The sequence below is a fragment of the Kitasatospora sp. NPDC054795 genome (assembly GCF_053611565.1).
The window spans coordinates 1-14,110 of record NZ_JBSHAP010000182.1 but is presented as its reverse complement, the minus strand read 5'-3'; the positions used below and the strand labels follow the sequence as shown (position 1 = coordinate 14,110).

Annotated in this window: 13 protein-coding genes; 9 read left to right on the top strand and 4 right to left on the bottom strand. The window is 72.7% G+C overall.

Going from position 1 to position 14,110, the window contains the following annotated elements; translation table 11 throughout:
- Positions 1 to 60: 60 nt before the first annotated feature.
- Positions 61 to 885: a polysaccharide deacetylase family protein gene (locus ACWGJO_RS38220; RefSeq protein ID WP_452190246.1), complete on the top strand. Its 825-nt coding sequence runs from the start codon at positions 61 to 63 to the stop codon at positions 883 to 885.
- A 13-nt stretch (positions 886 to 898) separates the two neighbouring features.
- Here ACWGJO_RS38220 and ACWGJO_RS38215 read toward each other — a convergent pair whose 3' ends face one another.
- The gene (locus ACWGJO_RS38215) at positions 899 to 2,092 is read right to left on the bottom strand and encodes a class I SAM-dependent methyltransferase (RefSeq protein WP_452190245.1); all 1,194 of its coding nucleotides are present in this window, start codon (positions 2,090 to 2,092) and stop codon (positions 899 to 901) included.
- A gap of 41 nt (positions 2,093 to 2,133) precedes the next feature.
- The gene (locus ACWGJO_RS38210; RefSeq protein ID WP_452190244.1) at positions 2,134 to 2,463 is read right to left on the bottom strand and encodes a hypothetical protein; all 330 of its coding nucleotides are present in this window, start codon (positions 2,461 to 2,463) and stop codon (positions 2,134 to 2,136) included.
- Between the two features lie 478 nt (positions 2,464 to 2,941).
- On the opposite strand from ACWGJO_RS38210, the gene groES reads away from it, so the two are divergent.
- The 3 genes from groES to ACWGJO_RS38195 all read left to right on the top strand — a co-directional run bounded on the left by groES (position 2,942) and on the right by ACWGJO_RS38195 (position 6,123).
- Positions 2,942 to 3,247: a co-chaperone GroES gene (gene groES / locus ACWGJO_RS38205; protein ID WP_014136232.1), complete on the top strand. Its 306-nt coding sequence runs from the start codon at positions 2,942 to 2,944 to the stop codon at positions 3,245 to 3,247.
- Between the two features lie 116 nt (positions 3,248 to 3,363).
- Positions 3,364 to 4,992 (top strand): chaperonin GroEL, encoded by a 1,629-nt coding sequence (gene groL, locus ACWGJO_RS38200; RefSeq protein WP_452190243.1) that lies wholly within the window; start codon positions 3,364 to 3,366, stop codon positions 4,990 to 4,992.
- A 132-nt stretch (positions 4,993 to 5,124) separates the two neighbouring features.
- Positions 5,125 to 6,123, top strand: coding sequence for a LysR family transcriptional regulator (locus tag ACWGJO_RS38195; RefSeq protein WP_387686337.1), 999 nt, complete (start codon positions 5,125 to 5,127; stop codon positions 6,121 to 6,123).
- Positions 6,124 to 6,222: 99 nt separating this feature from the next.
- On the opposite strand, the gene ACWGJO_RS38190 is transcribed toward ACWGJO_RS38195, so the two are convergent.
- Positions 6,223 to 6,549: a WhiB family transcriptional regulator gene (locus tag ACWGJO_RS38190; protein WP_452190242.1), complete on the bottom strand. Its 327-nt coding sequence runs from the start codon at positions 6,547 to 6,549 to the stop codon at positions 6,223 to 6,225.
- A 562-nt stretch (positions 6,550 to 7,111) separates the two neighbouring features.
- On the opposite strand from ACWGJO_RS38190, the gene ACWGJO_RS38185 reads away from it, so the two are divergent.
- The 4 genes from ACWGJO_RS38185 to ACWGJO_RS38170 all read left to right on the top strand — a co-directional run bounded on the left by ACWGJO_RS38185 (position 7,112) and on the right by ACWGJO_RS38170 (position 11,933).
- Entirely contained in the window at positions 7,112 to 7,723 is a 612-nt protein-coding gene (locus ACWGJO_RS38185) for a response regulator transcription factor (protein ID WP_014136228.1), read from the top strand.
- Between the two features lie 446 nt (positions 7,724 to 8,169).
- On the top strand, positions 8,170 to 8,778 hold the full coding sequence (gene shbA / locus ACWGJO_RS38180; RefSeq protein WP_387686385.1) for an RNA polymerase sigma factor ShbA: 609 nt from the start codon (positions 8,170 to 8,172) through the stop codon (positions 8,776 to 8,778).
- A 294-nt stretch (positions 8,779 to 9,072) separates the two neighbouring features.
- Positions 9,073 to 10,575 carry an IMP dehydrogenase gene (guaB, locus tag ACWGJO_RS38175; protein WP_387686343.1) on the top strand — a complete coding sequence of 501 codons (1,503 nt, stop codon included), beginning with the start codon at positions 9,073 to 9,075 and terminating at the stop codon, positions 10,573 to 10,575.
- A 230-nt stretch (positions 10,576 to 10,805) separates the two neighbouring features.
- On the top strand, positions 10,806 to 11,933 hold the full coding sequence (locus ACWGJO_RS38170) for a GuaB3 family IMP dehydrogenase-related protein (protein WP_380356899.1): 1,128 nt from the start codon (positions 10,806 to 10,808) through the stop codon (positions 11,931 to 11,933).
- An 81-nt stretch (positions 11,934 to 12,014) separates the two neighbouring features.
- On the opposite strand, the gene ACWGJO_RS38165 is transcribed toward ACWGJO_RS38170, so the two are convergent.
- A complete protein-coding gene (locus ACWGJO_RS38165) occupies positions 12,015 to 12,578 on the bottom strand; it encodes a hypothetical protein (RefSeq protein WP_452190241.1) in 564 nt (187 codons plus the stop codon).
- Positions 12,579 to 12,831: 253 nt separating this feature from the next.
- Between ACWGJO_RS38165 and ACWGJO_RS38160 the strand changes: the two genes are divergently transcribed.
- On the top strand, positions 12,832 to 14,110 hold a 1,279-nt coding region (locus ACWGJO_RS38160), incomplete at its 3' end, for a serine/threonine-protein kinase (protein ID WP_452190240.1).

Sequence of the window (14,110 nt, the reverse complement as noted above, 5' to 3'; positions counted from 1 at the left end):
ACCTGGTCGTAGGCGGGGGGGGGGGGGGCCGTGGTGGCCCACGCCACGGGGTGGGCCTACATGGGGGGGGGCGGCGGGCCCGCCCCGGCCGCCGCGACCACGCCGGCCGCGCCCCGGCCCTCCGGCGCCGCGCCGACCGCGGCCGCGACCACCGCCGCCGCGGCCGGCGCCCCGGCGGGAGCGGGCGCGGCGGCTTGGGCCAAGTGGAACCTCACCCCGCTCGCCCCCGCCCCGGCGCCGCCCGCCGACAAGCCGATAAAGCTCGAACGGACCGGTCCCGTCCCGGTGTTCAGCGACGTGAAAACGAGCGACAAGGTCGTCTTCATCACCATCGACGACGGGGCCGAGAAGGACCCGAAGTTCGTCGAGATGCTCACCGACCTCAAGGTGCCGATATCGATGTTCCTGACCCGGGACATCGTCAAGAACGACTACGGCTACTTCAAGCCGCTCCAGGCCCTGGGCAACCACGTCCAGAACCACACCGTGGACCACCCGGTGATGAGCAAGATCCCGGCGGAGAAGCAGAAGTCCGAGATCTGCGACGCCCAGTCCGCGCTCACCCAGCAGTACGGCGCCGCCCCGCTGCTGTTCCGCCCGCCGTTCGGCGACGGCGCCAACACCCCGACGCTCAACACCTCCGTCCAGCAGTGCGGCCCGCGCGCGATGGTGCTCTGGCGCGAGTCGATGCAGATCCACGACATGCAGTACCAGGCGGGGGACAAGCAGCTGAAGCCCGGCGACATAATCCTGGCGCACTTCCGCGGCCCCAAGGAGCTCAAGGGCGCCACGATGACCCAGATGTTCGGCGACCTGCTGGCCCGGATACAGGAGCAGGGCTTCTCGGTGGCGCGGCTGGAGGACTACATCCAGCCACCCGCGTGACCGACGCCGCGGGTCAGTGCACCTGGGGCGCCGCGACCGGCTGTCCCAGCATCATCAGCGGCCCGTTGTCGGTGCGGCTGAGGATCACCGTGACGCTGTTCGGCCCGGAGGGCTTGAGCTGGCGGCGCAGCTCCTCCGGGGTGATCGCCATCCCGCGCTTCTTGATCACCACCGTGCCGACCGCCCGCTCGCGCAGCAGCGCCTTCAGCTTCTTGATGTGGAACGGCAGCACGTCAGTGAGCTCGAAGGCGTGCGCGTACGGGGTGGCGACCAGCTCGTCCGAGGTCAGGTAGGCGATCTTCGGGTCGATCAGCCGGCCGCCCACCTGCCCGGCCACCTCGGCCACCAGGTGGGCCCGGATCACCGCGCCGTCCGGCTCGTACAGGTACCGCCCGACCGGGCCGGCCGGCGGGTCGGGCAGATCGCCGCCGGTCAGGCTGGCGCCCTGCGGCAGCAGGGTGGCGCGGTGCGGGCTCGCGGCCCTGGTGCCGAACCAGAGCACCGCCTCCTTGACGTCGCCGTGGTCGGAGACCCACTCGGCCTCGGCGTCCCGCGGCACGGCCTCGTGCGGGATGCCCGGCGCGACCTTCAGCGCGCCGATCGGGGTCCGCCGGCCGGCCTCGATCGCCCAGGAGAGCGGCGGGGCGTACGCCTCCGGGTCGAACACCCGGCCGCGCGAGGTGCGCCGGGCCGGGTCGGTGAACACCGCGTCGTAGCCGGTGACGTCCACCTCGGCGACGTCCGCGCAGCGCACCTCGACCAGCTCGGACAGGCCCAGCGCGGCGGCGTTGGCCGCGGTGGCGGCGCAGGCCGCCGGGTCCTTGTCGACGGCCAGCACCTCGATGCCCGCCCGGGCCAGCGCCAGCACGTCCCCGCCGATGCCGCAGCACAGGTCCGCCAGCCGTCGGACGCCCAGCGCGGCGAACCGCTGCGCCCGCCACTCGGCCACGCTGCGCCGGGTGGACTGCTCGACCCCGTTGGGCGTGAAGTACATCAGGTCGGCGTCCGCCCCGAACTTCGCCCGCGCCCGCTGCCGCAGCCGCGCCTGCCCGAAGGCCGCCGAGACCAGCTCCGCCGGATGCTCCCGGCGCAGGCGGGTCGCCAGCGCCAGCTCCTCCTCGGGGGTGAACTCGCGCAACTCGGCGAGCAGGGCCTGGCCCTCGGGCGTCAGCAGCGGCTGGAGGTTCTCGGTGTCCACGGGGGCCATTCTCGCCGCTCGGCCGGTCGGTCACCGCAGCGGTGCGGCGGTCACCGGCCGATGACGGGGATGCCGGAGGCGAGCCAGCCCGCGAGCACGCCCAGCGGTGCTGCGGCCACCGCGGCGTACGGCGTGATCCGGTAGCCGAGCCGTCGGGTGCCCCGGTGGGTCAGGGTCAGCAGCACGAGCAGGACCACGACGCCGAAGACGTCCAGGGCCACCGTCCCGGGGCCGTACAGGGCGAGCAGCTTCAGCACGTTGAGCACGAGCGATCCGAGGAACACCGCGACGGCGGTCACCGCGAGCACCACCGCGGCGAGCACCAGGTCCGCCGCCCAGTGGATCCGCGGGGGCTCGGACGGGGCGGCCGGTCGGCTCACCGGAACACCCCCGGGACGAGCGGCGGCGCGGGCGGGGCGTCCTTCGCGCCGGAGGGTCCGACGGGTACCGGGGTGTCGGTCATGGCAGGAGTCTGCCCGAGGGAGCGCCGTCCGTACATGGGTACGGGAATCCGGACGCCCGCTCGACTTCCGGTGGGCGGGGCGGCGGGTCCGTCGGCGGGTCGGCCGACGGGTGCGACGGGCCGGGACGTACCGGGATCGATGTCGTGGCAGGAGTCTGCGGGGGCCGGGCCGGGGCGCAGATGAGTACGGCTGCCCATCCGCGGAACCGGGGGCCCCGGGGCGCGTCGTTGGCACTCTGGTTGACTGAGTGCTAACACGGCCCTATGGTCGTCCTTGGCACTCTCCACCGGGAGAGTGCTAACGCGACGACGTGTGCCTGACCCCCGCGACGGCAGGCCCGCAGGATCGCCCTACCCGTTAGAAAACCCCGTAATCTCCGAAGGGGAGCTCGGACGTGACCACCAGCAGCAAGGTTGCCATCAAGCCGCTCGAGGACCGCATTGTGGTCCAGCCGCTCGACGCCGAGACCACCACGGCCTCCGGCCTGGTTATCCCGGACACCGCCAAGGAGAAGCCCCAGGAGGGCGTCGTCCTGGCCGTCGGCCCGGGCCGCTTCGAGGACGGCCAGCGTCTGCCGCTCGACGTCGCCGTGGGTGACATCGTCCTGTACTCGAAGTACGGCGGCACCGAGGTGAAGTACCAGGGCGAGGAGTACCTGGTGCTCTCCGCCCGCGACGTCCTCGCGATCATCGAGAAGTAAGACGTTCCGACCCGCCCCGGATCCGTGTCCCAAGTGACAGGGGCCCGGGGCGTGGTTGTTGGTTCACGCAGTTCGGCGGCCGGTGGGCCGGCCGCAGCCCCGAGGGAATAGGGAACATGGCGAAGATCCTGCAGTTCGACGAGGACGCCCGCCGCTCGCTGGAGCGCGGTGTCAACAAGCTGGCCGACACCGTCAAGGTGACCATCGGCCCCAAGGGCCGCAACGTCGTCATCGACAAGAAGTTCGGCGCCCCGACCATCACCAACGACGGTGTCACCATCGCCCGCGAGGTCGAGCTGGACGACCCGTACGAGAACCTTGGCGCGCAGCTCGTCAAGGAGGTCGCCACCAAGACCAACGACGTCGCGGGTGACGGCACCACCACCGCCACCGTGCTGGCCCAGGCCCTGGTCAACGAGGGCCTGCGCAACGTCGCCGCCGGTGCCGGCCCGGCCGCCCTGAAGAAGGGCATCGACAAGGCTGTCGCCGCCGTCTCCGAGCACCTGCTCTCGATCGCCCGCGAGATCGAGGGCAAGGACGACGTCGCCGCCGTCGCGTCCCTCTCCGCCCAGGACACCCAGGTCGGCGAGCTGATCGCCGAGGCGATCGACAAGGTCGGCAAGGACGGTGTCATCACCGTCGAGGAGTCGAACACCTTCGGCGTGGAGCTGGACTTCACCGAGGGCATGCAGTTCGACAAGGGTTACCTGTCGCCGTACTTCGTCACCGACGCGGAGCGGCAGGAGGCGGTCCTGGAGGACCCGTACATCCTGATCAACCAGGGCAAGATCTCCTCCATCCAGGAGCTGCTGCCGCTGCTGGAGAAGATCCTCCAGGGCGGTGCCTCCAAGCCGCTGCTGATCATCGCCGAGGACGTCGACGGCGAGGCGCTGTCGACCCTGGTCGTCAACAAGATCCGCGGCACCTTCAACGCCGTCGCCGTCAAGGCCCCGGGCTTCGGCGACCGCCGCAAGGCGATCCTCGGCGACCTGGCCGTCCTGACCGGTGGCCAGGTCATCTCCGAGGAGGTCGGCCTCAAGCTCGACCAGGTCGGCCTGGACGTGCTGGGCACCGCCCGCCGCGTGACCATCACCAAGGACGAGACCACCGTCGTCGACGGCGCCGGTGACACCGAGGCCGTGGCCGGCCGCGTCGCCCAGATCAAGGGCGAGATCGCCGCGACCGACTCCGACTGGGACCGCGAGAAGCTGCAGGAGCGCCTGGCCAAGCTGGCCGGCGGCGTCTGCGTCATCAAGGTCGGCGCCGCCACCGAGGTGGAGCTGAAGGAGCGCAAGCACCGCCTGGAGGACGCCATCTCGGCGACCCGTGCCGCGGTCGAGGAGGGCATCGTCGCCGGCGGTGGCGCCTCCCTGGTCCACGCCGCCAAGGTGCTGGACGGTGGCCTGGGCCTGTCGGGCGACGAGGCCACCGGTGTCGCCGTCGTCCGCAAGGCGCTGCACGAGCCGCTGCGCTGGATCGCCCAGAACGCCGGGCTCGAGGGCTACGTCATCACCCACAAGGTTGCCGAGCTGGAGGCCGGTCACGGCTACAACGCGGCCACCGGCGAGTACGGCGACCTGCTGAAGGCCGGCGTCATCGACCCGGTCAAGGTCACCCGCTCCGCCCTGGAGAACGCCGCCTCGATCGCCTCCCTGCTTCTCACCACCGAGACCCTCGTGGTGGAGAAGAAGGAGGAGGAGGCCGACAACGGTCACGGCCACGGCGGCCACGGCCACTCGCACTGAGGCTCCGACGCCTGACCGGAGGCCCGGTCCGCGCCCCGCGAGGGGTGGCGGGCCGGGCCTCCGGCGTTCACCTTCATCGTTCAACTATCAGTAGAATTTTGCAGAATGCAAAGATTGCCTTATAACTGAGGCATGATCGAGGCCCGCCATCTGCGCGTCCTGCGTGCCGTCGCCCGCACCGGCTCCTTCTCCGCCGCCGCCCGCGAGCTGGGGTGTACGCAGCCCGCCATCAGCCAGCAGATGAAGGCGCTGGAGAAGTCGGTGGACACCCCGCTGGTGGTCCGCTCGGGCCGCGGGATGCAGCTCAGCGAGGCCGGCCGGGTCCTGCTCAAGCATGCCACCGGAATCCTCGCCGGGCTCTCGGCCGCCGAGGAGGAGGTGGCCGCGATCGCCGGGCTGCGGGCCGGGCGGGTGCGGCTGGTCTCCTTCCCGACCGCGAGTTCCACCCTGGTGCCGCCCGCGGTCGCCCGCCTGCGGGACGGCCATCCGGGGGTGCGCGTGTCGCTGGTCGAGGCGGAGCCGCCGGAGTCGCTGGCGATGCTGCGCGGCGGCGAGTGCGAGATCGCGCTGGCCTTCCGCTACCCGCAGTCCGACGGCGCCGTCGCGCTCCCGGCGCCGGCCCACGGCACGCCGCGCGAGGCGCGCGCCGAGGCCAATCTGGAGGCGCAGCAGCTGACCGCGGGGTCCGACTGGTCCGATCTGGTGGTCACCCCGCTGCTGGACGACCCGCTGGTCGGTCTGCTGCCCGCCGCCCACGGGCTGGCGGGGCGGGGCGGGGCGGTGGGGCTGGCCGAGCTGGCGGGGGAGCAGTGGATCGCCGGCTGCCCGCAGTGCCGGGGGCACCTGGTGGAGCTGTGCGCCGGGGCGGGCTTCGAGCCGCGGATCGACTTCGCGACGGACGACTACCCGGCGGTGGTCGGCCTGGTGGCGGCCGGGCTGGGAGTGGCGGTGCTGCCCCGGCTGGCGCTCCGGTCGGTGCGTCCTGACGGCGTGTCGACGGTGCCGGTGCACACGGCCTCCGGGGCGCCCGCGGTGCGCCAGGTGGTCGCGCTGACCCTGCCGGACCTGGCGGAGGTGCCGGCCGTGGCGCTGATGCTGGAGCGGCTGGCGGGGGCGGCCGCCGATCGCTGACGGTGGGTGACGGGGCCGCGGGGGTCCGGTACGTACGGTGAGCCAGAAGGCTGAAGCGCAGCGAAGGAACGTTTCTTCACGGCGCTCACGGAGTCGGGTCTAGCGCTGGGCGACCGCCGGCGGGGCCAGCGGGATCTCGACCAGTCGGTGCCGCGAGCGCCCCAGCATCTCCTCGCGCTCGTCCTCGGTCATCCCGCCCCAGACGCCGTACGGCTCACGGACCGCCAGCGCGTGCGCCGCGCACTCGGCGATCACCGGGCAGCGCATGCAGACCTCCTTGGCGCTGGCCTCGCGCGAACTGCGCGCGGCCCCGCGCTCGCCCTCGGGGTGGAAGAAGAGCGAGCTGTCCACGCCACGGCAGGCTGCGGAGAGCTGCCAGTCCCAGAGGTCCGCGTTGGGACCGGGGAGGCGGGAGAAATCTGCCATGGCTCATTCCCTTCAGAGGCTGTCGGCCGTCGGCCGGGCGTTCGGCGGGGCTGCTGCCGAGCGGTGCGGCGGGGCTTCGATGCACTGGTGTGGACACCTGGAAATATGACTTAAGGCAACTCCATGGACAAGTCACCCACACACTGGCACAACAGTCAATGACCATACGAAAGCTATAAAAACGGGCATAGTGGGCAAGGGCTCCGCCGGGCGCGGGCGTGGCAATCGGGTGGCCGACGGGCGCGCGACGTGCCGAATCGGTGTGCGGGTCGTACGCCCACCGCGCGCGAGCTGCGCAAAAGTGCGGCGTGTGCACCGCGATGCGGCTGATCGGTAATGGGTTGGCCACGTACAGTGGTGGAGGTGGCCCCGAAGGCCGTAACTCATTCGAGTGACGGTCGTTGGAAGTGCGGAGGCGGTTGGCGGGCGCCGGACGTCGGGAACGATCGCGGGCAGGTTGGGGCGATCAGGACGGAGTCTGTCGCCGATCGGCCGTGTCGGAGAGGTTCGTACCAGCCAGGAGGCTCAACGTGACGCGGATCAGCTGCGGAGGACGACGGTCATGACTTCCGTTCTCGTTTGCGACGATTCCCCGCTCGCCCGCGAGGCGCTTCGCCGCGCGGTCGCGACCGTACCCGGTGTGGACCGGGTCACCACCGCGACGAACGGGGAGGAGGTCCTCCGCCGCTGGGTGGCCGACCGCTCCGATCTCGTTCTGATGGACGTCCGGATGCCCGGCCTCGGCGGGGTCGAGACGGTCCGGCGGCTGCTGTCCGCCGACCCCGGCGCGCGGATCATCATGCTCACCGTCGCCGAGGACCTCGACGGCGTCGCGCTCGCGGTGGCCGCCGGCGCCCGCGGGTACCTGCACAAGGACGCCTCGCGCGCCGAGCTGCGGGCCACCGTCACCCAGGCCCTCGCCGACCCGACCTGGCGGCTCGCCCCGCGCCGGCTGCGCAGCCCCGACATGGGCGCGGCACCGACGCTGACGGCGCGTGAGATCCAGGTGCTGGAGGGCATGAGCCACGGCCGCAGCAACGCCGAGATCGGCCGTGAGCTGTTCCTCTCCGAGGACACCGTCAAGACCCACGCCCGACGGCTGTTCAAGAAGCTCGGGGCCTCCGACCGGGCGCACGCGGTGGCGCTGGGTTTCCGCTGGGGCCTGGTCCGCTGACCACCGGCGGCGCCGCCGGGTGCGGCGTGCCGCCGGCGGTTCCCGGAGCGGGTGCCGCACAGGCGTGTGACGTTACGGTCCCGAGGTTGCACCATGGAGGAGTGGAGCACCTCGGGGACCAGCGGACAGGCACTGCGGCGAACCACGCAGCCGCAGGACACTCGGCGGACGGCGCGACGGACGGGACCACCACCGATCGCGGCGGGGCGGGAGGCGGCACGGTGCAGGAGGGGCCGGTGGTGCGGGGCACGCCCTACGGTGCCGCAGCGCATAACGTTCCGGTGCACAACTCCGGACGCGGTGCCGCGTTTTCCCGCTCGACCAGGCACCATGGACCGATGCGCGACGACGTCGCCGGTACGGCCGGCCAGGCGGACCCGGCGGAGGCCGAGCCCTCCGGTCCGGGCCGTGATCCGTCGTACGCCGACTCCGACGGTCCCGCCGGCATGACCGGCCAGGACCGCCCGCCGGTGCTCGGCACGGGCGGCTCGCCGCTGATGGGCGAACTGGTCGCGGCCGCGGTCCGCGGCGAGGGCCCGGCGATCGACGCGCTGCTCGCCTACGTCCACCCGCTGGCGCTGCGGTACTGCCGCGCCCGGCTGGTCCGGCTGCCCGGCGGGGCCCGGCACCACGTGGACGACGTCGCGCAGGAGGTCTGCGTGGCCGTGCTCTGCGCGCTGCCCCGGTACAAGGACCAGGGGCGCCCGTTCGAGGCCTTCGTGTACGGGATCGCCGCGCACAAGATCGCCGACCTCCAGCGGGCCGCGATGCGCGGACCCGGCTCGACCGTCGTACCGCAGGACGACCTGCCCGAGGTGCCGGACGAGGCGCTCGGCCCGGAGGAGCAGGCGCTGCTGAGCAGCGACGCCGCCTGGGCGAAGGAACTCCTCTCCAACCTGCCGGCCCGTCAGCGCGAGCTGGTGCTGCTGCGGGTGGCCGCCGGGCTGTCGGCGGAGGAGACCGGCGAGGTGCTCGGGATGTCGCCCGGCGCCGTCCGGGTCGCCCAGCACCGGGCGCTCAGCCGGCTGCGGGCCCTCGCGGAGGAGTCCTCCTGATCGGGTCCCCCGATCCGGCCGCCCGTCCCGATCCGCACTCTTTCCACCGTTTGCGGGCGGAATGAGCCACGGGGCCGGGTTGTTGTCAAGGGCACACGAGGACACATTCGCGGTGCCAGTACCATGGGGTATCGGCGCCTGGGCGGGTTGCCAAAGTTTGACGGGTGCGCTCTGGGTCCCCTTGGAGGATCCTCCCATTGCATCCGGCTTCGGCGGTCTGCGCGAGTGAGCGATGAATGCGCCCCCACCCTTGGGCGTGAGCGGATAAGGCCGGCCACGGAAGGTACCCCCCAAATGTCTTACAACGCCGCAGGCGTACCCGAGAAGTTCGCGATGCTCGGGCTCACGTACGACGACGTCCTGCTGCTGCCCGGGGCCTCCGAGGTGCTGCCGAACCAGGTGGACACCTCCTCGCGGGTCTCCCGGAACGTGCGCGTCAACATTCCGCTGCTGTCCGCGGCGATGGACAAGGTGACCGAGTCGCGCATGGCCATCGCCATGGCCCGCCAGGGCGGCGTCGGCGTGCTGCACCGCAACCTGTCGGTCGAGGACCAGGCCAACCAGGTCGACCTGGTCAAGCGCTCCGAGTCCGGCATGGTCACCGACCCGATCACGGTCGGCCCGGAGACCACCCTGGCCGAGGCCGACGCGCTGTGCGCCAAGTTCCGCATCTCCGGCGTGCCGATCGCCGACGAGGCCGGCAAGCTGCTCGGCATCGTCACCAACCGCGACATGGCCTTCGAGTCGGACCGCAGCCGCCAGGTCCGCGAGATCATGACCCCGATGCCGCTGATCACCGGCAAGGTCGGCATCTCCGGGGTGGACGCGATGGCCCTGCTGCGCCGCCACAAGATCGAGAAGCTGCCGCTGGTCGACGACGAGGGCCGGATCAAGGGCCTGATCACCGTCAAGGACTTCGTCAAGGCCGAGCAGTACCCGAACGCGGCCAAGGACGCCGAGGGCCGGCTGCTGGTCGGCGCCGCCGTCGGCGCCAGCGCCGAGGCGTTCGACCGGGCCCAGGCCCTGGTCGAGGCCGGTGCGGACTTCCTGGTGGTGGACACCTCGCACGGCCACAGCCACAACGCGCTGGCCTGGATCGCGAAGATCAAGTCGGCCGTCGGGATCGACGTGGTCGGCGGCAACGTGGCCACCCGGGACGGCGCCCAGGCGCTGATCGACGCCGGCGTGGACGGCGTCAAGGTCGGCGTCGGCCCCGGCTCCATCTGCACCACCCGCGTGGTCGCCGGCATCGGCGTCCCGCAGGTCACCGCCATCTACGAGGCCGCCCAGGCCTGCCTGGCGGCCGGCGTGCCGGTCATCGGCGACGGCGGCCTGCAGTACTCGGGCGACATCGGCAAGGCGCTCGCCGCCGGTGCCGACACCGTGATGCTCGGCTCGCTGCTGGCCGGCTGCGAGGAGTCCCCGGGCGAGCTGATGTTCATCAACGGCAAGCAGTTCAAGTCCTACCGCGGCATGGGCTCGCTCGGCGCCATGCAGTCCCGCGGCCAGGGCCGCTCGTACTCCAAGGACCGCTACTTCCAGGCCGAGGTGGCCTCGGACGACAAGCTCGTCCCCGAGGGCATCGAGGGCCAGGTGCCCTACCGCGGCCCGCTCTCGGCCGTGCTGCACCAGCTCGTCGGCGGTCTGCGCCAGACCATGGGCTACGTCGGCGCCGCCACCGTCGCCGAGATGGAGAGCAAGGGCCGGTTCGTCCGGATCACCTCGGCGGGCCTCAAGGAGAGCCACCCGCACGACATCCAGATGACCGTCGAGGCGCCGAACTACTCGGCCCGCTGACCCGCTGAACCCCCGAAGGGCCCGCTGCCGCACCGCGGCGACGGGCCCTTCGGGCTGCCCGGTGTGCGTCGGGGGTGCGGCCCGGGGGCGCGGCTCCGGGCGCGGCCGGAGGCGTCCGGGGCGTGTCCGGGCCGTGGGCCGTCGGGGCGGGACCAGCGGCAGTACGGGATACTGGGGTGCGGCCGGGGTGACCCGGCGCGGGCATGAGCAACAAAGCAGAAGGGCTCGAAGTGACTGAGATCGAGATCGGGCGAGGCAAGCGCGGCCGACGGGCGTACGCCTTCGACGACATCGCCGTCGTCCCCAGCCGCCGTACCCGGGACCCGAAGGAGGTCTCGATCGCCTGGCAGATCGACGCGTACCGCTTCGAGCTGCCGTTCCTGGCCGCCCCGATGGACAGCGTGGTCTCGCCGCAGCAGGCCATCCAGATCGGCCGCCTCGGCGGTCTGGGCGTGCTGAACCTCGAAGGCCTGTGGACCCGCTACGAGGACCCGCAGCCGCTGCTGGACGAGATCGCCGCGATCACCGACGAGTCCACCGCGACCCGCCGCCTTCAGGAGATCTACGCCGCGCCGATCCGCGCCGAGCTGATCAAGCAGCGGATCCAGGAGGTCCGCGACTCCGGTGTGGTCACCGCCGCCGCGCTCTCGCCGCAGCGCACCGCCGAGTTCTCCAAGGCCGTGGTCGACGCCGGCGTCGACGTCTTCGTCATCCGCGGCACCACCGTCTCGGCCGAGCACGTCTCCAGCGCCGCCGAGCCGCTCAACCTCAAGCAGTTCATCTACGAGCTGGACGTTCCGGTGATCGTCGGCGGCTGCGCCACCTACACCGCCGCGCTGCACCTGATGCGCACCGGCGCCGCCGGCGTCCTGGTCGGGTTCGGCGGGGGCGCCGCCCACACCACCCGGAACGTCCTGGGCATCCAGGTGCCGATGGCGACCGCCGTGGCCGACGTGGCGGCCGCCCGTCGTGACTACATGGACGAGTCCGGCGGGCGCTACGTGCACGTGATCGCGGACGGGGGCGTCGGCTACAGCGGGGACATCCCGAAGGCGGTCGCCTGCGGCGCGGACGCGGTGATGATCGGGGCCGCGCTGGCCCGGGCGACCGACGCCCCGGGCAAGGGGTTCCACTGGGGGATGGAGGCCGTCCACGAGGAGCTGCCGCGCGGCAAGCGGGTGAACCTCGGCGCGGTCGGCACCACCGAGGAGATCCTCACCGGGCCTTCGCACACCCCGGACGGGACCATGAACCTGTTCGGTGCGCTGCGGCGCGCGATGGCCACCACCGGGTACACGGAGCTCAAGGAGTTCCAGCGGGTCGAGGTGACGGTGAACCCGGCGCTCGATCACCGCTGACGGGTGTCGACGGAGGCCCCTGCCGGGAATCGGCGGGGGCCTTCGGGGTTTTCGGAGGGGCTTGCGGGAGGGGCGCCGGCGTCAGCTTCGGGTGGCGGTGCGGCGGGTGAGGAGGAAGCCGCCGATGAGGGCGATGGCGTAGAAGGCGGCGTCGAGGGGGCGGAGGTCGGCGCGCCAGGCGGTGACGGTGTCGTGCAGCAGGTCGTGGGGGGCGGGGCCCTCGGCGCGCAGGCGGCGGAGGTGCTCGATCAGTTGGCCGAGGAGGAGGGCGCCGGCGGCGAGGAGGGCGCCGAGCGGGGGGAGCGAGCGGCTCTTGCCGCCGAGGCGGCCGAGGGGGAGGGCGACCAGGCCGGCCGGGGCGATGGCCAGCCAGCCGAGGCTGTCGGCGGCGCGCAGGGGGGCGCTGCCGTAGGCCAGGCCGCCGATCAGCATGGCGAGCAGGGCGAGGGCCACGGCCAGGGCGGTGCGGCGGCGGGGGACGGGCCGGGACGGGGGTTCGGTGGGTTCGAAACCGGCCACGGGGGCGCCGGGCATGCCGGGGGCGACGTAGCCCTCGGGGGCGGCCGGGGGCGGCGCGACCGAGTAGTGCTCGGCGGTGCGGGGCCGGGTCGATGGGCCGTCAGTGCCCGGCGCGGGTGCGGTCATGGGCGTCGAATCCCCCCGGAAAGACGATGAGCTGCCGAACGGTAGCAGTGGTTCGGGCAGATCTTGGCGAGTTTTCGATCACAGATCGAGCACGGAGCGCCGCGCCCGTTCCGGTTCGTCCCGGCTTGTGGCGGGGGCCGGGTGGTCGCGGGCCCTCCGGACAGGAGATGATGGAGGCTTGGGCGTCCGGGCCCCAGGTCGGGCCGACGTGCCGTCACCACGACCGCCAGCAGCACATGGGGGAACGTTCCGAATGACCCAGGCGAAGGGTTCCACCGGCCGCCTCCTGGCCGGCCGCTACCGCCTGAACGGCGTGCTCGGGCGCGGTGGCATGGGCACGGTCTGGCGCGCCGAGGACGAGATGCTGGGCCGGACCGTCGCGGTCAAGGAACTGCGGATGAACGCCAGCGTCGACGAGGAGGAGAAGCACCGGCTGATCACCCGGACGCTGCGCGAGGCCAAGGCGACCGCGCGGATCCGGCACAGTTCGGCGGTGACGGTCTTCGACGTGGTCGACGAGGACGACCGGCCGTGGATCGTCATGGAGCTGGTCGAGTCCCGCTCGCTGGCCGACGTGGTGCGGGAGGACGGGCCGTTGGAGCCCGCCCGGGCCGCGGAGATCGCGCTGGACGTGCTGGGCGTGCTGAGCGCGGCGCACGCGCTGGGCATCCTGCACCGGGACGTCAAGCCGTCCAACGTGCTGATCGGCGAGGACGGCCGGGTGGTGCTCACCGACTTCGGCATCGCCAGTGTGGAGGGCGACGCCTCCGTCACCTCGACCGGGATGCTGGTCGGCGCGCCCTCGTACATCTCGCCGGAGCGGGCCCGCGGGCAGAAGCCCGGGCCGCCGGCCGATCTGTGGTCGCTGGGCGGCACGCTGTACGCGATGGTCGAGGGCCGGCCGCCGTACGACCGGGGCTCCGCGCTGGCCACGCTGACCGCCGTGATGACCGAGGACCTGGCGGCGCCGGTGAACGCAGGGCCGCTGCGGCCGGTGATCGAGGGGCTGCTGGCGAAGGACCCGGCCGAGCGGCTGGACGCCTCGCAGACCCGGTCGATGCTCAAGCGGGTGGTCGCGGATTCCACCGCGCGGGCGGAGTCGACCACCGAGCACGCGGTGCCGGTGGAGAAGGCGGCGCCGGAGCCCGCGAAGGAGGAGCCGGAGCAGGCCGAGGAGGGCCGCAAGCGGCCCGTGGCCGGGCTGCTGGGGACGGTCCGGGTCGGCAGCCGGGCCCAGGACGAGGAGCCCGTCGAGAAGCCGGCCGGGGAGCCGGAGGCGCCGGAGCCGGAGTCGATCCGGCCGGTGACCAGTGAGTGGACGATGGGCGCGACGCAGGCGGCCGGGGCCGACCCGCGCACCGGTCGGCGGCGGCTGGCCATCGCCACCGTGATCGTGGTGCTGCTGCTGATCGCCGGGGTGGTGGCGGTGCTCCGGATGGTCGGCAACGAGGACGGCGGGTCGGGCGGCGGGGCCGCGCAGAGCGCGGGGGCCACCGCGCCGGTGACGGCGGGTACGGAGCCGGAGCCGAGCC